Genomic DNA, 17112 nt, shown 5'->3' with positions numbered 1-17112 from the left:
CTCATGCCTGCCCTGAACGTGACACCGGAAAGTCTGCTCATGACCGGTCGCGATGTGCTGCGCCTGGAAGCCGCGGCAGTGGCGGCACTGGAGGAGCGCCTCGACGCAGATTTCGTGGGGGCATGCGAACTTCTGCTGAACTGCTCCGGCCGCATTGTCGTTAGTGGCATGGGCAAGTCCGGGATTATCGCCAAAAAAATCGCGGCGACCCTGGCCAGTACCGGCAGCCCCGCTCTTTTCCTGCATCCCGCCGAAGGCAGCCATGGTGATCTGGGTATGCTGACCCGTCAGGATTGTCTGCTCGCGCTCTCCAATTCCGGAGAGACTGCCGAACTCCTCGCCATTCTGCCGGTAGTCAAGCGCCTTGCGGTGCCGCTGCTTGCCATGACCGGCAATCCGCAGTCTACCCTGGCGCGAACTGCTGCTGTCCATCTCAACTGCAGTGTGGCGCGAGAGGCCTGCCCCCTCAATCTGGCACCGACGGCCTCGACCACGGCAAGCCTGGCCATGGGTGATGCCCTGGCCATGGCGATCCTGCAGGCCCGCGGCTTTTCGGCGGACGACTTTGCCCTGTCCCACCCTGGTGGCAGCCTCGGCAAACGCCTGTTGCTGCGGGTTCAGGACGTTATGCACCGAGGTGACGCAATACCTCGTGTGGGGCTGGAGACACCGTTGCAGGATGCGGTCCTGGAAATCAGCAGCAAGGGGCTGGGAATGACAGCGGTGGTCGATGCCGAAGACCGAGTGGTAGGAATTTTTACCGATGGCGATTTGCGTCGTGCCTTTGCCCAGCGTCAGAATCTTTGGGAACAGCCCATGGCCGCGCTGGCTCATGCCCGACCGGCCACGATCGCCGCCGAAGCCCTTGCTGCCGAGGCCCTTGCGCTGATGGAGCATCATCGCATCGGCGCGCTGCTAGTCACTGATAGTGGGGCACGGCTGATCGGTGCCCTGAATATGCACGATTTGCTGCGCGCAGGTATCGTGTGAACACCTGCATATTGCCAGATGCAGCATTGTTGCAACGCGCCGCACAGGTCCGTCTGCTGATGCTCGATGTGGATGGCGTATTGACGGACGGCCGCCTGTTTTTTGACGACGACGGCAGGGAAAGCAAGGCCTTTCATGTGCGGGATGGCTACGGCATCAAACTCTTGCAGGAATGGCACATCGAGGTTGCCGTCATAACGGCACGCTACTCTCCGACGGCCGCCTACCGCGCTCATGATCTGGGCATCAAGCGGATTTACCAGGGCTGTTCGGATAAAAACCTGGCCTACACCGAACTGAAAATCGCCCTTGGCCTGGAGGATGCCGTAGTGGCTTATATGGGGGACGATCTGATCGATCTGCCCATTCTCACCCGCGTCGGCCTGGCGACGGCCCCGGCCGACGCACACCCGGAGGTCGGTTGCCGGGTACACTGGCAGAGCGCACAGCGCGGTGGACGTGGCGCGGTGCGCGAACTCTGCGAACTGATTCTGCAGGCGCAAGGGCATTGGCCAGCCATCCTCGCCAGATCTGCCGGAGCTGAGCCTTGATCATCGGGCGGCCGGAGGCCACGCCATGCCGCGCAAGGTGATGTCGCGACTCCATACCCCGGGGCTGGGCATCTCTTTGCTGCTGCTGGTTCTCACGGCGCTGGTGTGGTGGTCCTGGCCGCAGCATCCCATATCTCTGCCGCCGATCGACTGGCATGGACAAATCCATAAGGGAGACCAGGCCGCCGAAGACGTGGTGATGCGCCAGTACACGGCGGCCGGGAAGCTGGATTTGCTGGCCACTGCCCAGACGGCCTATCATGTGCCGGGCGTCGATCAGACCGTGCTGAGCCAGGTCGCCGTCGAGCGGTTCAAACCCGGACAGCAGACGCATCTGCGTGCCGACCAGGGTCTGGTCGATGGGCACAGCCAGCGGATTACCTTATGGGGGAATGTGGTCGGTACCTTGCAACCGGACACCCGACTGCTCACCGAAAGGGTGTACTATGATCCGCAGACAGGCATTATTACGTCGCCGGAGCCGCTCCGCCTGGAGCGGGGGCGGGACTGGATGACCGGGGTGGGGCTCTGGGCTTCGGTAAAAACCCAAGAGGTGGATATCTTGCATGAGGTACGCGGTGCGTATATTCCTTAAGCGACTTTCTTTCCAGCGCTGCTGGCCGTTTCTGCTCGCAGTCCTTTCGGCCAGTGCCCTGGCCGCGCCGGTTGCGGAGCAGGGACTGGGCAAGGGTCCGATTCAGATCAGTGCCGATGCGCTGCATGGAGAAAATAAACCACAGCAGCAGGCCGTCTATACCGGGAACGTGGTCATGACCCAGGGCGATGTGGTCGTACATGCCGACAAGCTCACCGTCGACGCGATTGCCGGCAAGGTGCAGCAGGCTACGGCGGTGGGGAGCCCGGTAACCTTCACCATGTCCGCAGCACAGCGTCACGGCTATGGCGACACCCTGGTCTACAAGCCTGGCAGTGGCGAAATCGTGCTCAAGGGTAACGCCCATCTCTGGCAGAAAAAGAACGAGATCAGTGGGCAGCAGGTCACTTATTTCCTGCAGACTCAGCAAACCGCCGTCACCGCGGCACCCGGTAAGCGTGTGCAATCGATCTTTTATCCCGCTGCGGCGGGCCGCTCCGCTGGCGGTGGGAGGCCATGAGCGAACTGCTCCAGGCGCAATCGCTATTCAAGTCGTACCGGCGGCGCGTCGTGGTGCGCGATGTCTCGGTACAGGTGGCCACTGGCGAAGTGGTGGGGCTGCTCGGCCCCAACGGGGCAGGCAAGACCACGACCTTTTACATGATGGTCGGGCTGGTGCGTCCCGATCGCGGTCATATTTTTTTGCAGCAGCGCGATATTTCTACGCTGCCCATGCATGAACGCGCCCGTATGGGGCTGGGTTATCTCCCTCAGGAGCCCTCCGTTTTCCGCCAGATGAGCGCCGCCGATAACGTCCTTGCGGTGCTGGAAACCCTGCCCCTGAGCCCCGTCGAGCGACAGGAGCGTCAGGAACAACTGCTCAGTGAGTTACATCTTCATGCATTGCGTGACACGAAGGGACACAGCCTTTCCGGTGGTGAGCGGCGGCGTGTGGAAATTGCGCGGGCGCTGGCCATGAGCCCGCGTTTTATCTTGCTCGATGAACCATTTGCTGGTATCGATCCTATTTCCGTGCTGGAAATTCAACGCCTGATTCGGGACCTGCGCGCGCGTGGCATCGGGGTTCTGATAACCGATCATAATGTGCGCGAGACGTTAGGCATTTGCGAACGCGCCTATATACTGCATGATGGTAAAGTGCTGACGGCGGGCAGCCCGCAGGAAATCGTTGATGATCCCATGGTGCGGCAGGTTTACCTGGGAGATCAGTTTCAAATCTGATTTTGGGATATTATGAAACAAGGCTTAGAACTCAAGCTCGGCCAGCATCTGGCCATGACGCCGCAACTGCAACAGGCGATTCGTCTGCTGCAGTTGTCTACGGTCGATCTGCAGCAAGAGGTTCAAGGCATGCTGGAGAGCAACCCGCTGCTTGACGAAGAGACCGGAGACGAAGGCGGTGGCGGGTCGATCCCGGAGACCGTTGAACTTCCTTCCGAAGATCGCCAGTTGGATCTGGCGGCTGAGAATGTCCTGCCTGACGAGTTGCCGGTAGACAGCCAGTGGGACGACATCTTCGACATGGGAACCCCGGGCTCCGGTAATGGTTCCGACGAGGAGCTGCCGGATTTTGAATCGCGCAACAGCCGCACCCAGAGCCTGCAGGATTACCTCCGCTGGCAGGCCGACCTGACGCACTTCACTGCTGACGAACGCAACATGGCGGAGTTGATCATCGACGCCATTGATGAGCGTGGTTATCTGGCAGACAGCCTGGAAGACCTCGCCGTCAATATGAATGTGCAGGAGGATGCGCTGCTGGCCGTGCTGCTCCGTGTGCAGGACTTCGACCCGCCGGGTGTCGGCGCGCGCGATCTCAGCGAGTGCCTCCTGCTGCAACTGAAGCAGATGGCGGAAAAAGAAGACGCGCACGTGTTGCTGGCCCAGCGGATTGTGAAGGACCATCTGCAAGCGTTGGGCCGTCATGATTACCCGCGTTTGTGCGCGGTGCTGGGCGTGGATGAAGCGGCATTGCGCGCGGCGATGGCGCTGATTTCCGCACTGAACCCCAAGCCGGGTGAAGATGTGGGCACCGAGAGCACCGAGTATGTGATCCCCGATGTGATCGTGCGCTGGTCCGGCAGCCGCCTGCGCACCGATCTGAATCCCGAGGCCATGCCCAAATTACGCATCAATCGTCACTATGCCGATATGGCGGGTGGGAAAGACGCGGCGCATAAATACATCCAGGATCAGCTGAATGAAGCGCGCTGGTTTATCAAAAGCCTGCAAAGCCGCCAAGACACCATCCTGAAGGTGGCGCGCGCCATTGTCGAACGACAGAAGGATTTTTTTGCCAACGGGCCAGAATCCATGCGGCCCATGGTTCTGCGTCACATCGCCGATGCTGTGGATATGCACGAGTCTACGGTGTCGCGGGTCACCAACCAGAAATACATGATCACACCCCGCGGCCTCTACGAGTTCAAATATTTTTTTTCCAGTCATGTTGGTACCGACAGCGGGGGCTCTGCGTCGGCCACTGCCATTCGCGCGTTGCTCATCAAGATGACGCAGGCGGAAGACGCACAACACCCCCTCAGCGATGCGGAAATTGCCCGGGTGCTGGCCGATCAGGGCATTCAGATCGCGCGGCGAACGGTGGCCAAATACCGCGAAGCGGCCAATGTCCCTCCGGCGAGCCAGCGCCGTCGTTTGTGAGGACGTGGGGCCAGGGTTTTTTGCCGGCGCCGTTGGCGTTACACTGAAGCCGGGGCGCACCGTGGGACGCGGGTGCGTATCATCACCTGGATAGGAGAACGCCATGCAGATTACCATTACCGGGCAGCACCTGGATTTGACCGATTCCATCAAAAACTATGCCGATGAAAAGATCGGGCGCCTCGGCCGTTACTTCGATCACGTCAGCGACGCTCAGGTGGTGCTGAAGCATCTCCCCCACGAAAAATTAAGCAACGTCGTGGATATTACGGTCAATGCTCCGGGGCACGTCTTCCATGCGGAGGTACATGATGCCGATATGTACACGGCCATAGACCTGGTGACCGACAAGCTGGAGGCGCAGGTGCGCAGTTACAAGGAAAAACTGCAGGATCGACGTAATGACCAACCCGCCGGTTTGGCGGCCATTGTTGAAGCCGACTGAGCCGTCATGACGACTCTGCCTCTTGCTCCGGCAAATATTTGCATGGATCCGCCCGTGGCTGATGCCGGTGATGTGCTGCGGATGCTGGCGGGAATCCTGGCAGGGTCTACCGGGTTATCGGCCGAAACGATTGCCGAGGCCCTGCAGAACCGCGAGGCGCAGGGCTCAACCGGTATCGGGCACGGCGTGGCTTTGCCCCATGCACGTCTAGAGGGCGTGCAGCAGACAGCCATCGCCGCGTTGCGCACGGCGCAGGGTATCCCGTTCTCGGCGCCGGACGGGGTCATCGTACATCTCTTTATCGCAGTGGTGGTGCCCAAAGCGGCCGCGACCGCACATCTGGAGACACTTTCCGCGCTGGCCGCCCGCCTCGCCGTGGACGACGTGCGCGAGGGGTTGCTGAAGGCCCGGAATTCCGCAGAGTTTTTTCGCTTGTTGACCAATCCTGCGTAATTGGTACCACCAATCAGACTGCGGGCAGCCGTGAGTGCCAGGTAAGGCGGGGATATGGAACGAAAAATCAGCCTGCGTCGGCTCTTTGAGGATCTGCGCGGCGAACTGCAATGGCAATGTCTGTGTCAACCGGGTGAAGAGGATCACCTCGGCGGCGATCTGCTGGCGGAAGACGATGCGGGTGGGGCGGCACTGGTCGGGTTTTTCAATTTTATCCGACCGTACCCGGTGCAGATCGCCGGAGATTGCGAGCTGGCCTATCTGCGCGCTCATCCCCAGGCCATGGCGCAGTTTTTGTCCCCCAAGCTGCGTCTGCTCATTATCTGTGAGGGCCAGACGCCGGATAGGCATTTTTATAGCGATCTGAACGCCCACCATATCGCGGTGATGACGACGCCGGCGGCCGCCACGGGGGTGCTGGCACGGGTGCAACACTACCTGCACCAGGAGTTGGCGCCCCGCCAGCAGGTGCACGGAGTGCTGGTCGATGTGCTCGGGGTCGGACTGCTTCTGCAGGGCGAGGTGGGTATTGGCAAGAGCGAGCTGGCGCTGGAACTGGTGAGCCGCGGTCATCGCCTGGTGGCCGACGATAGCGTGCTTTGTATCCGAGAAGCCCCGAATATCCTGACGGGACACTGTCCGGCGGCGCTGCAGAATTTCCTGGAAGTGCGTGGTTTGGGCATTGTCAATATTCGTGAGTTCTTCGGTGCCGCCGCCATTGTGCGCTCCAAACGTATCCGGCTGGTTGTCGAAATCCGGGATATGAGCGATACGGAAATGGCGAACATCGATCGTCTGCAGGGTAAGGTGGATCACCTGGATATTCTTGGAATTCAGTTGCCGCGTTTGTGCCTGCCGGTTTCTGCGGTGCGCAATCTGGCGGTGCTGGTCGAAGCGGCGGCACGCAGCCAGTACGTGAAGGAGTCCGGCGGCGATATGCTGGCGGACTTCGAGGCGCAGGTACTGCAGAATGTCGGAGAAGGATGATGGCGGAGCGGGACTTTATCATCGTCAGCGGCCTGTCCGGCTCAGGAAAATCCACGGTTCTGCAGGCTCTGGAGGATCAGGGCTATTATTGCGTCGATAATCTGCCAGCCACCTTGCTGGTGGATTTCGGAGCCCAACTGGCGCGGCGGGATGCCAGTTCCATGCTCGCAGCGGTGAGTATCGACGTGCGTAACCGCGAGTTTCTCGCGGCTCTGCCACAAGCATTGGCTGATCTGCGCGAGCGTTACGCTCTGTGCCCGCGCATCCTTTTCCTGGAAGCGGATGAGGGTACGTTGCTGCGCCGTTTCAGTGAAACCCGCCGTCGCCATCCTCTCACCGATGATCTCGCGGCAGCCTTGGGCGAATCGCTGCTCACGGTGTTGCGGCGTGAACGCGAGATGGTCCAACCCCTTGCCGATGTGGCGGATAAGCGCCTCGATACCTCCCAGATCAACACCCACCAGTTGCGTTTGCGGGTGCAGGCGTGGAGTCTGGCGTCACGCCATTACAGCGGGCTGGTTTTGCTGTTGCAGTCTTTTGCCTTCAAGAAAGGCCTTCCCCTGGATTCCGATTTTGTTTTTGATCTGCGCGCGCTGCCCAATCCACATTACGATCCCGAACTCCGTGCCCTGACCGGTCGTGACGCACCGGTGCGGGATTTCCTGGAAAAATCTCCCGAAGTGGCCCGTTCCTTCGTCTCCCTGCGCACTTTCCTGCAGACGTGGCTGGCGCCTTTTGCACAGGAGCACCGTAACTATGTGACGGTTTCTCTGGGTTGTACCGGGGGACAGCACCGCAGCGTATATATGGTGGAGGCATTGGCCCGCCTGCTGGCCGGAGAAGGGCAGCGCGTCCTGATCCAGCATCGGGAACTGGGCATTACGGAGACGCTGACATGATTACCATCGTGCTCCTGACCCATACCGGTATAGGCGAGGCCTTTGCAACCGCGCTTCGGCACATTTTCGGTACCATGCCGCCGGCGCTGGAGGTGCTGGAAATCCTGTCTGATCAGCCGCCTGAGGAAGGTCGGCGGCGCTTGTGGAGCTTGCTGGAGAAAATGCCCGAGGGCGATGCCATGCTGATCTTGAACGACCTTTACGGAGCCACTCCCGCCAACCTCATTCCAGCCATTCTCCCGGAAGATCGGGTGGCGGCGGTGAGCGGTCTTAATCTCGCCATGCTTCTGCGTGCCTTGTCGCGGCGCAGTGAAGGGTTGGCGGCAGCGCGCCAGGGCGCCCTGGAGGGTGGGGTCTGCGGTGTCGTCGATATCCTCGCGCGCCGGGATACACCAGAATTGCCGGAGGGCTGAGTGTCCATCCGCGGCAACCGCATTGTGGTCCGGGCAGGCGTCGCGCGCTATGCTTTCAGCGTAGCCGCTTTATTTTCGTTCACTGAGGGAAGGAAGGCGGGGGGCCTGTGACACTGCGTGTAGACTATCCTATTCTCAATCGGCTCGGCCTGCATGCGCGACCATCGGCTAAATTCGTCAGCCTCTCGGCACGTTGTCCCTGTGCGGTCTGGCTGGAGCGGGATGGCCAGAGAGTCAATGGTAAGAGCATCATGGGGCTGATGACCCTCGCCGCGGCACAGGGGACCATTCTGACCTTGGAAACCGATGGTGAGGGAGAACAGGCCTGTGCCGATGCCCTGCTTGCCCTCGCGGCGGATCGTTTTGGTGAAGAATCATGAGCTTTGAACTGGCGGGGGTTGCTGCCTCCGGAGGCATCGCCATCGGTACGGCGCTGGTGCTCGAGCCCACCACTCTCGATATTCCCGAGCACCTGTTACCGCCTGAGGCCATAGAGCCGGAAGTATTGCGCCTTCGCGCCGCCCTGAGCAGCGCCCGGGATGAGTTGTTGGCAGTGCGCGACGCCATCCCGGGTGACGCCCCGCAGGACACCCGCCTTTTTATCGACGCGCATCTTCTGATGCTGGACGATCCCGCCCTGCGCGAACGACCCCTGCGCTCCATCCGTGATGAACATCGCAACGCCGCCTGGGCCATTCAATTGGAGCGAGAGCGGTTGCTGGAGATTTTCGACCGCATGGAAGATCCTTATCTGCGTGCCAAGCGGGAGGATATCATTCAGGTAACCAACCGGGTTTTACGCTATCTGATCGGCGTAAAGACCCCCATCCTGCAGAGCGCCGAAGGGCGGATCATCATCGCGGAAGATCTGACACCCGCCGATACGGTGTTGATGAAGAAAGACAAGGTGCTTGCCTGGGTAACCGACTTCGGTGCAGCAAACTCCCATTCCGCCATCCTTGCCCGCAGTCTTGGCCTGCCGGCCGTGGTGGGTATGCACTCGGCGACGCGCCTGCTGCGCAGTGGCGACATGGTGATCGTCGACGGCGATCAGGGGATCCTGCTGGTCGCGCCGGACGCCCTGATTTTGCGACAGTATCAGGCATTGCAGGAACAGCGGCAGCGGCGCCGGCGGCTGCTGGAGGAGCAGCGCGATCTGCCCGCCATAACCGCAGACGGGGTGCTCATCCATCTGCGCGCCAATATCGAGCTACCGGATGATACGAATATGGTGCGGCGCATCAATGCGGATGGTGTGGGCCTTTACCGCAGCGAGTTTCTCTTCATGAATCGTCCGGACATTCCGGATGAGGAGGAGCAGTTCCTTGCCTTTGCCCGGGTAGTCGAACAGATGGAGGGTGCGCCGGTGACCATCCGCTCTCTCGACATCGGTGCCGACAAGGGGCTGCGTAGTGATGATGCAGGAGTCCATACCGCGCTCAATCCGGCTCTCGGCTTGCGCGGACTGCGGTTTTGTCTGCGGCGCCCGGAATGGTTCCGCCCGCATCTGCGCGCCATTCTTCGCGCCTCGGCGCTGGGACCGGTGCGGCTCATGCTGCCCATGCTCAGCAGCATGGGACAATTGCTGCAGACCCGGGCGCTGGTCAGCGAGTTGCAGGCCGAATTGCGCACCGAAGGGCACGCCTGTGATGAGGAGATGCCGCTGGGTATCATGGTGGAAGTGCCGGCTGTGGCGATGGCCGCGCACTATTTTGCCGGGCAGGCCGACTTTTTTTCCATCGGCACCAATGATCTGATTCAGTACGCGTTGGCAGTGGATCGCGGCGATGACGACGTCAACGATCTTTTCGACCCGCTGCATGCGGGGGTGCTGGCGATGATTCAGTACACCATTGCCGCCGGGCACGCCCGGGGTATCCCCGTAGCGATGTGTGGTGAAATGGCGGCAAACCCTGCCTTTACGGTGTTGCTGCTGGGTTTGGGCTTGCGTGAATTCAGCATGTATCCCGGTGCCATTCCCGAGGTCAAAGAGGTGATCCGGCAGACGACCATCGCGGATGCCGAAGCCCTGGCCGCACGCGCGCTTTCCGGGGAATGGCCGGTGTCGATGGGGGGCCAGACATAGCCAGGCCGACCTTGCACCGGAGGATGGCGGCGGTCTTCATTCTGCTGATGCTCGTCGTCCTGGGTGGGGTGTTTTTCTGGTTCGCGGGTGGTCCGCGCTACGCTGTCGAGGAGTTTTTGGCGGGGCGCCTGCAGCAGCCGGTGTCTCTTGCCGCCAATCCTGGATGGCATTGGGGAAAGCGGGAATTGCGGATCGTGTTGTCGGGCCTGCGCCTTGGCCCGTCGGATCTCCCCCTGTTCAGCGCAGGCCGGATCACCGTTGCGTTGCCCTGGCGTGCCCTTCTGCACGGGCGGGTGCAGTTGCGGCGGATCGAGTTGGATACACCCGTATTGGACGCGCCTTGGAACGGCGCCGCCAACGCGAGCGGTGCCGCGCTCTCCCTGCCGGGCAGGGTGGTGGTGCGCGATGGCACACTACGCTGGTCCGGTGTGGCGGGACATACACTGTCTTTGACCGCCGTGCATGGCCAGGTACTGGCAGACGGGCCCAGCCGGTTGGTTGGTGACTGGCACTGGCGGGATAAAACGGGACGCTGGCACTTTGCGGCGGGGATGACGTCCGCACCGACGTTGCAGGCGCGCCGCATTGCTTTGCGGGTGGGTACAGCCCGTGATCCAACGCTGTTACAGGTGGGCATTCCGGCACTCCAAAGCGTCTCCGGCGAGTTGGTCCTGCCGACGATGCGCGCCCGCTGGCAGGAGCGGAAGCAAGGTGGTGCGCGGCTGGATGTGCAGGCGTTGCATCTGAATATGGCGCAAGGCCGGATCGCGGTGCAGCAAGGCGCACTGACCGTGGGGAATGACTTGGCGCTTCAGGTCCGCGCGGTGGCCCTCAACTGGAAAAAGTTGCAGGGCCACCTGGCCTATCAGGTGGCTATCCGGCACTTGCCCCGGATAGCCGCGCGCTGCGGGCTGTCCCTGCCGAAGCTGACGGATCCCGGCGCCTTGCAGCGATTGACGTCGACCGGCGCCATCCGGCTGGATAACCCCCACTTTCAGTGGACCGTCGCCCAGGGTGATCTGGACAACAGCGCCTGGACCGGCAAAATATCCGGGACCTGGAAACCGCTGGCGATTCAGCTCAACCTGAGCGTGGCGCAACTCGATCTGGGACATTACCTGCCTGCTCCCCGGCCGGGCAAGGCAGCGGTCTTGCCGGCGTTGCCGCAACAGTGGCCGGTAACCGGCGAAGTCCGCATCGCCCAACTGCGCTGGGGAAAGCTCAAGGCCCAAAATCTGGTCATCCACAGCGCCGCCTCGGCGGTGCGGCCATGATTCCTATCGCGGAACCCTTGCTGGCTTGGTACACCCGCCACGGACGCCATGATCTGCCATGGCGGCAGACCCGCGATCCCTATCGTCTCTGGCTCGCAGAAATCATGCTCCAGCAAACCCGGGTGGAGAGCGTCAAACCCTATTACACCCGCTTTCTGCAGGCCTTGCCTGACTGGCGGGCATTGGCTGCGGCGCCCCAGGATCAGGTGCTCGCGCTATGGAGCGGGCTGGGATATTACACCCGTGCCCGCAACGCCCAGCGCGCCGCACAAGTGGTGATGGCCGGCTTTGCCGGCCACTTTCCCGACACCCTGGAAAAGGCCGTCACCCTGCCGGGGGTGGGGCGTAGCACCGCAGCGGCGGTGCTGGCCAGCGCCTTTGGGCACCGACAGGCGATCCTCGACGCCAATGCCCGGCGCGTGCTCATCCGTAGCCATGCCATAGCTGCGGATCCGAAGGCCACTGCGACTCAGCAGTGGCTCTGGACACTGGCCAGCGCCCTTACTCCTGAGGATGCCCATGGCTACAATCAGGCCATTCAGGACCTCGGCGCCATGATCTGCACCCCCCGCCAGCCGCGCTGCACGGATTGCCCTTTGGCCAGCCGTTGCAAGGCCCATGCCGAAGGACGCAGTCACGCCCTGCCCGTGACGGTTCACAGGCCTCCAAAACCACAGCGCCGCGCCTTTTTTCTCTTGGCCGCAGATCCGGAAGGACGGATATTGCTGGAAAAACGGCCGGATTCGGGTATCTGGGGCGGGCTCTGGTGCCTACCGCAGGCGGCGCCCGACAGCGGCGAACTTTCCAACCTTTGCAACGATACCCTTCCTCCGCTGGAAGATACCCCCGCCATACGACAATTTTTGCAGGAGGCATGGTCGCGCCGTTTGCGGCTGGATCTCCGGTTGACGGCGCTGGGGGAAGAACAGCAACATGTTTTTACCCACTTCCAGTTACGTTTTCGCTGTGCGCATGCGCGCGTTTTGGGTAGCGCCGTTGCGGATTCGGCCGCCACTCTGCGCTGGTATCGCCCCGCAGACGCCCTGGCGCAAGGTTTGCCCACGCCCATTCGGCGGATTCTACGAAATCTCGGCGGAGGTCGCTGATATCCGAATTTCCGGATCCGCCACCCGCCCGGAAGGTAACAGACGAATGATTTCACCCCCCAAACACTCTACCCCCATAGCGGTGATCTGGGCAGAATGCGCCCTGGAATAGGTATCCGCACTGGACTGCGTGCGCCAGATGAAGCCATCGGTGAGACTTTCGGGGGTGCCCATTTGCCGGTACACAGACGGCATGATGGGGACATGATCGCCGTACCAGGCAAATATCCCTTCGCGCGGTTCACGGCCCAAGGTATCCCGGATCATCCCGGCCATATGGTCGGCGTTCATCAGATGGCGCATGTAGACCGTGAGATCCCGGCACGAATCGGGGATGCCCGTGGCGTAGAACAAGTCCGCATCACCTTCACGGGGCGACTCCAGATGCAAGGGGCCGTGATTCTCCATGGTTATGCAAAAGATAAATAGTGGTTTTTCAACTACAGATGAAATGATATCCCGGACTTTATTGGCGATGGCGATATCGCCTGTATATTGGCCATCCTTCTCGCCAGGTGAAAACTCACGAATATCGATAAATCGGCTGAATCCGATCTGTGGATAGATATTGTGGCGGTTATAGAAGCTTGCGGGGTATGGATGAATGCAGATGGTTTCATAACCTAAATTTTGCAGATGGCTTGCCAGGGACGTAAAGCCGCGTAGGGCGAGTTTTCGGTAAGGGTTAAAGCGGTGAACGCCAATATCGGATTCGGCCAATCCCGACAGAAAACCAAACTCCGTACGCACGGTGTTGGCGCCCCATGCGGGCACCTGCACCTTCCCTGCCCAAATGGCCTCCCGCTCGATCTGCGTGAATTCTGGGAAAAGGTTCTGGCGGACCTGATCATAAAAACGATCGGCACGGAAGAACGATTCACTCTGCACAACAACGATGTTGGGTAGCGTGGGCGGATCGATGGCTGGTACCGGGAGACCTGCGAACGGGGTGGCGATATGACAGGGGCCGTGCTCTTCCCTGGCATAGAACCAGATGCTGCCATAGAAGCCAAGCGCATTCATGTCCACTATCGGGTCATAGCTCAGCTCCTGCTTTCTCCGACCTCCCCCCCAAATAAATATTGCCGCAAGCAGGAAAATTGCGCCCACATACTCCCCGAAATCCATCCAGCCCAAGCTTTCTGGCAGGGGGCGCTCAAAGGTAAAACCAACATAAAGCGCAAGGACAAAGGCCAGGATTGCGGCGATGCCCCGGGTAAGGCCCAGAAAGGGCAGGTATAAACGCGGGTGCCGGATGGCATCGGTAAAGTAGTCGAAGTCCTGATAGGTAAAGGGTTCACGCAACGATTCGTATTTGGCGTTGTTGACCATAACCACCAGAAAAAGCAAGGCCGTGGTAATCGTCAGCGCGAACCATGGCCTTTCCACTATGGCCAGGATGAGTCCATAGAGCGCCAAATAAATGCCCCCTTGCAGCACATGGGTAAAAAATGGACGCCGCCAAAAAACCCGTATGCGAGGCCGGAGGATCCACTCCAGGGCATAGGACAGTATGTAGCCAAGGAGCAGGGGCAAAGCAAGCCATAAAAGCTGCCGCTCATCCATGATAGCCCATCCCTCGGACGATGCGTTGAGAGATCGCTTCCGGGAGCACGGCGAGCCACCACGTGCCAAAGTTCAGGGGAAAAGGAAAGCTGATGCGCCCCCGATTGGCGGCCAACTGCCGCTTGATGAGACGCGCGGCGCGTTCCGGCGTCCACAAAAAGGGTTTCGGCCCCGGCATGGCACGACACATGGCGGAATCCACGTAGCCGGGCATGATGACATTCACGGCCACTCCCTGCGGGGCGAGCCAGCCCCGTAGTGCCTCTCCATAGGCCTTGATAGCCGCCTTCGATGCACAATAACTGGGCGTGACCGGCAACCCAAAGTAACCCGCCAAAGAACTCAACAAGGCAATCTGCCCCCGTCCCCTCTGGCGCATGGCCGGCAGTGCGGCATCCACCAACACCATCGTGGCGCGCAGGTTGATGTCCATGAGTGCCGCGCTGTCCTCCCAGCGCTCGCCATCTCCGTTGCGACCAATATTGGTATTCATGCCGGCATTGGAGATGACCACATCCAGCGGATCCGTCATGCCGCTATCGGACACCCAGTCCCTCAGGATGCCGCTATCGCGAATGTCAAAGGAACATTGCGTGACTCGGGCGCCACGGTCCCGGCACTGGCTCGCAACGGCTTCTAGTTTTTGCGTATTCCGGCCGTGCAAATGAAGGGTTATACCATGCGTGGCGTAGGCCAGGGCGAGGGCGGAGCCGATGGCGCTGGTTGCGCCGGTGATAAGGATGCTTTGGGGATGTCGATGCGGCATAAAAGTTCCTCTAGCGGGGACTGAACAAGTTCCAGGCGATCTACTGCAGTATCCAGAGCCAGGTCCATTCCGGCACGGCAATAAAATCCGCCATTGATTTGTGTGGTATGGATGAGCACGCGCTTGAAAGCACTCCACAACTCTGGATCTGGCGCGTCAGGGGCATTCCAGAACAGATCCAAGGGCATTTCACTCGTCAGACCCGGCAGATGATAAACGGGGTCGGCCAGCGCCAATACGGGCTTTCCTAAATTGAGGGCCCAGGTACCCACCGTGCTATTGATGGTGACGACCCCCTCGCTGTGCTCCAGCAGCAGTAGCAGATCACCGTAATCGTAATAGTGCACGCGATGGGCGATACCCAGCTTGGCGGCGAGTTCCGCAACGAATGTCTCATAGGCCTGCATGCCGGGATCGAGGGGGTGATTTTTTACCACCAAATGCAGATCCCGATCCCCATGGGAGGCAAAAGAGGTCAATGTCGTGGTGATAAACTCATACATATCGCAAAAGCTGGAATGACAGGTAATTTGGCTGTCGCTATAGAGCTGGAGCGGTAACAGGAAATAGGGTTTGCCTTGCCGAACGAAGTCATAAGTCGCAACCAGGTCCTTCTTCAATCGTTTTTTGATGCGCGGGAAGCGTCGGATATACCAGTAATATTCACGTATGGGATGCACCGGCGCGTGGTGCCGATAACCCCGAAAAGCAATGGGATTGAGGAGGTCTCCCGCGTGATAAAAAACATCATGCATCGCGCGCAGTCGAAAGTTACCGGGGAATTCCCTTCCCTCCGCGCCCATGGACGCCTGCGCCACCGCCTGGCGGTACCAGTGGGGATCTTTGGGAAGCTGGGAGTGCTTGTTGACCCCGCCCCGCTCCATGGTGATCCAGTAGGGGCGTAGATAGCCCTCCTCGAAGACATGGACGGTGATGCCGCGTTCCTGCGCAAGGGCGAGGGCGGTTTGATGGATAGGTCGGCGGTCGCCGAAGAGAACGATATCGGTAATGTGGTGATCCTCGAGATACCGGTTCAGAAAAGGCCCCAATCGATCCACTTCGCCGCGAAACGCTACTGCTGGTCGAGGCCACCAATAGGCCACATCTCCCGTGCAGAAGTTGATCCGGAACACGTTCCGGCCACGGGCGCGCAAGCGATCGGAGAGTAGCGCGAAAAAGGGGCTGGCAACGCCTTGCAGAAAGAGAAAATTTTTCATCTCACCCCTACGACATGGCGCAGGACCATCCGAAACCCTTTTCGCCACAAGGTGGTGCGGTGGTCACGGGCGCGTCTCCGCAGCGCACCCAACCCTGCGATAGCCTCCTCGGGTTTGCACAGGGTTTTGGTCAGGGGATGCAGGTAGCGTGGATATAATATCAGCACGGCGGCCACCAGTTCATCCAGGGATCGTCGGCGGCTACGCCGCGCCACGGAAATGCGGTCATCGGTCAACCCCCAACCACTGTAGAAAGGCACCCCATGGCAAGTCACCGGCTTGGCACGCAAAAGGGCTTCGAAGCCCGTGGAAGAGGTCAGCACATGCACGGCATCCACTGCCTCCAGCAACGCATGCATAGATACATCCGTCACCACTTCGTCGCAATAACCGGGTGCCTCCTCCTCATCCGCGCCTGGGCGGCGCAAGCGCGCCACCACGTCGGGGTGGGGTTTGTACACCAGGTAACTGTCGGGATGCTGCGCGCGCACCTGCCGCAGGAGTTGCATGTTGGTGCGAATGGAAGCACAGCCCAGAAGGATGGACGCGTCGCTCTCCACCTGCCCCGGTACCAGGATGACATGGCGCGCATGCGGCGGTCGACGCCAAGTGACACCCCCAACATTATATTTGGTGAGACCCTGGGTCACGATGTGCTTGCGAAGCCACTGCGCCCGCGCCAAAAGATCCGAATCCATTTCGAAATGTTGCAGCAGAATCTCCAGATCCGAGGGGCGACGGGGGTCGTAATAGAGCCCGGAATGGTCAAAGACATAGGAAACCGGAGGAATCAGGTCTGCCCCCAATCCCACCGAGCGGAGAAACCCGTCCTCTACCCGGACGACCTTGCGCTCTTCCTGCCCCCCTATATCGCTATTGCCCCAGAGCAAGAGACTGCTGTGTGGAGGAGCGCTGTCGACGTGTTCTATGAAGTGGAGCCGGGTTCCCGGTAAAAAGGCCCGCAGGCTCCGCCTTTTCCAAGGCGAGAACCCTACCGCATACAGTATCGACGGCATTTCTGGGCCTTGCGGGTTATTCATGCGCTGCTCCTGCATGGGCTATCAGAGCCATTTCAAAAAAGC

General features: G+C 60.4%; 19 protein-coding genes. 15 read left to right on the top strand and 4 right to left on the bottom strand.

Features of this window, described 5'->3' with window-relative positions:
* Positions 1-3 precede the first annotated feature (3 nt).
* From AFERRID_RS04860 to mutY, 15 genes are all read left to right on the top strand, one after another.
* Positions 4-990, top strand: a complete 987-nt coding sequence (locus tag AFERRID_RS04860; RefSeq protein ID WP_113527472.1) for a KpsF/GutQ family sugar-phosphate isomerase — start codon at positions 4-6, stop codon at positions 988-990.
* Positions 987-1541 (top strand): KdsC family phosphatase, encoded by a 555-nt coding sequence (locus AFERRID_RS04855; RefSeq protein ID WP_172959337.1) that lies wholly within the window; start codon positions 987-989, stop codon positions 1539-1541. The genes AFERRID_RS04860 and AFERRID_RS04855 overlap by 4 nt, the downstream gene beginning before the upstream one ends.
* Before the next feature lie 25 nt (positions 1542-1566).
* A complete protein-coding gene (gene lptC / locus AFERRID_RS04850; protein WP_113527473.1) occupies positions 1567-2136 on the top strand; it encodes an LPS export ABC transporter periplasmic protein LptC in 570 nt (189 codons plus the stop codon).
* Positions 2120-2656: a lipopolysaccharide transport periplasmic protein LptA gene (gene lptA, locus AFERRID_RS04845; protein WP_225981861.1), complete on the top strand. Its 537-nt coding sequence runs from the start codon at positions 2120-2122 to the stop codon at positions 2654-2656. The genes lptC and lptA overlap by 17 nt, the downstream gene beginning before the upstream one ends.
* Positions 2653-3378 carry an LPS export ABC transporter ATP-binding protein gene (lptB, locus tag AFERRID_RS04840; protein ID WP_113527475.1) on the top strand — a complete coding sequence of 242 codons (726 nt, stop codon included), beginning with the start codon at positions 2653-2655 and terminating at the stop codon, positions 3376-3378. The genes lptA and lptB overlap by 4 nt, the downstream gene beginning before the upstream one ends.
* 12 nt (positions 3379-3390) lie before the next feature.
* Positions 3391-4818, top strand: coding sequence for an RNA polymerase factor sigma-54 (locus tag AFERRID_RS04835; protein WP_113527476.1), 1428 nt, complete (start codon positions 3391-3393; stop codon positions 4816-4818).
* A gap of 103 nt (positions 4819-4921) precedes the next feature.
* Complete coding sequence (gene hpf / locus AFERRID_RS04830) at positions 4922-5263, top strand: ribosome hibernation-promoting factor, HPF/YfiA family (protein ID WP_113527477.1); 342 nt, start codon at positions 4922-4924, stop codon at positions 5261-5263.
* Between the two features lie 6 nt (positions 5264-5269).
* Positions 5270-5716 (top strand): PTS sugar transporter subunit IIA, encoded by a 447-nt coding sequence (locus AFERRID_RS04825; protein WP_113527478.1) that lies wholly within the window; start codon positions 5270-5272, stop codon positions 5714-5716.
* Between the two features lie 54 nt (positions 5717-5770).
* Positions 5771-6703, top strand: coding sequence for an HPr(Ser) kinase/phosphatase (gene hprK / locus AFERRID_RS04820; protein WP_113527479.1), 933 nt, complete (start codon positions 5771-5773; stop codon positions 6701-6703).
* Positions 6703-7602, top strand: coding sequence for an RNase adapter RapZ (rapZ, locus tag AFERRID_RS04815; protein WP_113527480.1), 900 nt, complete (start codon positions 6703-6705; stop codon positions 7600-7602). The genes hprK and rapZ overlap by 1 nt, the downstream gene beginning before the upstream one ends.
* A complete protein-coding gene (locus AFERRID_RS04810; RefSeq protein ID WP_113527481.1) occupies positions 7599-8015 on the top strand; it encodes a PTS sugar transporter subunit IIA in 417 nt (138 codons plus the stop codon). The genes rapZ and AFERRID_RS04810 overlap by 4 nt, the downstream gene beginning before the upstream one ends.
* A gap of 107 nt (positions 8016-8122) precedes the next feature.
* A complete protein-coding gene (locus AFERRID_RS04805; protein ID WP_113527482.1) occupies positions 8123-8395 on the top strand; it encodes an HPr family phosphocarrier protein in 273 nt (90 codons plus the stop codon).
* The gene (gene ptsP, locus AFERRID_RS04800) at positions 8392-10101 is read left to right on the top strand and encodes a phosphoenolpyruvate--protein phosphotransferase (protein ID WP_113527483.1); all 1710 of its coding nucleotides are present in this window, start codon (positions 8392-8394) and stop codon (positions 10099-10101) included. The genes AFERRID_RS04805 and ptsP overlap by 4 nt, the downstream gene beginning before the upstream one ends.
* 23 nt (positions 10102-10124) lie before the next feature.
* A complete protein-coding gene (locus AFERRID_RS04795; protein ID WP_126604497.1) occupies positions 10125-11375 on the top strand; it encodes an AsmA family protein in 1251 nt (416 codons plus the stop codon).
* Positions 11372-12481 carry an A/G-specific adenine glycosylase gene (gene mutY / locus AFERRID_RS04790; RefSeq protein ID WP_126604496.1) on the top strand — a complete coding sequence of 370 codons (1110 nt, stop codon included), beginning with the start codon at positions 11372-11374 and terminating at the stop codon, positions 12479-12481. The genes AFERRID_RS04795 and mutY overlap by 4 nt, the downstream gene beginning before the upstream one ends.
* Here the strand turns inward: mutY and AFERRID_RS04785 are convergent.
* Genes AFERRID_RS04785 through AFERRID_RS04770 form a run of 4 tightly spaced genes read right to left on the bottom strand, consistent with a single transcriptional unit; the run spans position 12455 to position 17070 of the window.
* Positions 12455-14047 carry an LTA synthase family protein gene (locus tag AFERRID_RS04785; RefSeq protein WP_126604495.1) on the bottom strand — a complete coding sequence of 531 codons (1593 nt, stop codon included), beginning with the start codon at positions 14045-14047 and terminating at the stop codon, positions 12455-12457. The genes mutY and AFERRID_RS04785 overlap by 27 nt on opposite strands.
* Complete coding sequence (locus tag AFERRID_RS04780; RefSeq protein WP_126604494.1) at positions 14040-14813, bottom strand: SDR family NAD(P)-dependent oxidoreductase; 774 nt, start codon at positions 14811-14813, stop codon at positions 14040-14042. Before AFERRID_RS04780 ends, AFERRID_RS04785 begins: the two co-directional genes overlap by 8 nt.
* Entirely contained in the window at positions 14720-16030 is a 1311-nt protein-coding gene (locus AFERRID_RS04775) for a capsule biosynthesis protein (RefSeq protein WP_126604493.1), read from the bottom strand. Before AFERRID_RS04775 ends, AFERRID_RS04780 begins: the two co-directional genes overlap by 94 nt.
* Positions 16027-17070: a capsular polysaccharide export protein, LipB/KpsS family gene (locus AFERRID_RS04770; protein WP_126604492.1), complete on the bottom strand. Its 1044-nt coding sequence runs from the start codon at positions 17068-17070 to the stop codon at positions 16027-16029. Before AFERRID_RS04770 ends, AFERRID_RS04775 begins: the two co-directional genes overlap by 4 nt.
* Positions 17071-17112: the final 42 nt, after the last annotated feature.

Origin of the sequence: Acidithiobacillus ferridurans (assembly GCF_003966655.1) — a bacterium.
Taxonomy (GTDB): domain Bacteria; phylum Pseudomonadota; class Gammaproteobacteria; order Acidithiobacillales; family Acidithiobacillaceae; genus Acidithiobacillus; species Acidithiobacillus ferridurans.
This window is presented reverse-complemented; position numbering and strand designations above follow the sequence as displayed.

Bases quoted from the DNA above. Each gene is read 5' to 3' on its own strand.
- AFERRID_RS04860 (WP_113527472.1), top strand. From the start codon at position 4: ATGCCTGCCCTGAACGTGACACCGGAAAGTCTGCTCATGACCGGTCGC.
- lptB (WP_113527475.1), top strand. From the start codon at position 2,653: ATGAGCGAACTGCTCCAGGCGCAATCGCTATTCAAGTCGTACCGGCGG.
- mutY (WP_126604496.1), top strand. From the start codon at position 11,372: ATGATTCCTATCGCGGAACCCTTGCTGGCTTGGTACACCCGCCACGGA.
- hpf (WP_113527477.1), top strand. From the start codon at position 4,922: ATGCAGATTACCATTACCGGGCAGCACCTGGATTTGACCGATTCCATC.
- AFERRID_RS04795 (WP_126604497.1), top strand. From the start codon at position 10,125: ATGGCGGCGGTCTTCATTCTGCTGATGCTCGTCGTCCTGGGTGGGGTG.
- lptC (WP_113527473.1), top strand. From the start codon at position 1,567: ATGCCGCGCAAGGTGATGTCGCGACTCCATACCCCGGGGCTGGGCATC.
- AFERRID_RS04810 (WP_113527481.1), top strand. From the start codon at position 7,599: ATGATTACCATCGTGCTCCTGACCCATACCGGTATAGGCGAGGCCTTT.
- AFERRID_RS04775 (WP_126604493.1), bottom strand. From the start codon at position 16,030: ATGAAAAATTTTCTCTTTCTGCAAGGCGTTGCCAGCCCCTTTTTCGCG.
- AFERRID_RS04785 (WP_126604495.1), bottom strand. From the start codon at position 14,047: ATGGATGAGCGGCAGCTTTTATGGCTTGCTTTGCCCCTGCTCCTTGGC.
- ptsP (WP_113527483.1), top strand. From the start codon at position 8,392: ATGAGCTTTGAACTGGCGGGGGTTGCTGCCTCCGGAGGCATCGCCATC.
- AFERRID_RS04780 (WP_126604494.1), bottom strand. From the start codon at position 14,813: ATGCCGCATCGACATCCCCAAAGCATCCTTATCACCGGCGCAACCAGC.
- AFERRID_RS04825 (WP_113527478.1), top strand. From the start codon at position 5,270: ATGACGACTCTGCCTCTTGCTCCGGCAAATATTTGCATGGATCCGCCC.
- rapZ (WP_113527480.1), top strand. From the start codon at position 6,703: ATGGCGGAGCGGGACTTTATCATCGTCAGCGGCCTGTCCGGCTCAGGA.
- hprK (WP_113527479.1), top strand. From the start codon at position 5,771: ATGGAACGAAAAATCAGCCTGCGTCGGCTCTTTGAGGATCTGCGCGGC.
- AFERRID_RS04835 (WP_113527476.1), top strand. From the start codon at position 3,391: ATGAAACAAGGCTTAGAACTCAAGCTCGGCCAGCATCTGGCCATGACG.
- AFERRID_RS04770 (WP_126604492.1), bottom strand. From the start codon at position 17,070: ATGAATAACCCGCAAGGCCCAGAAATGCCGTCGATACTGTATGCGGTA.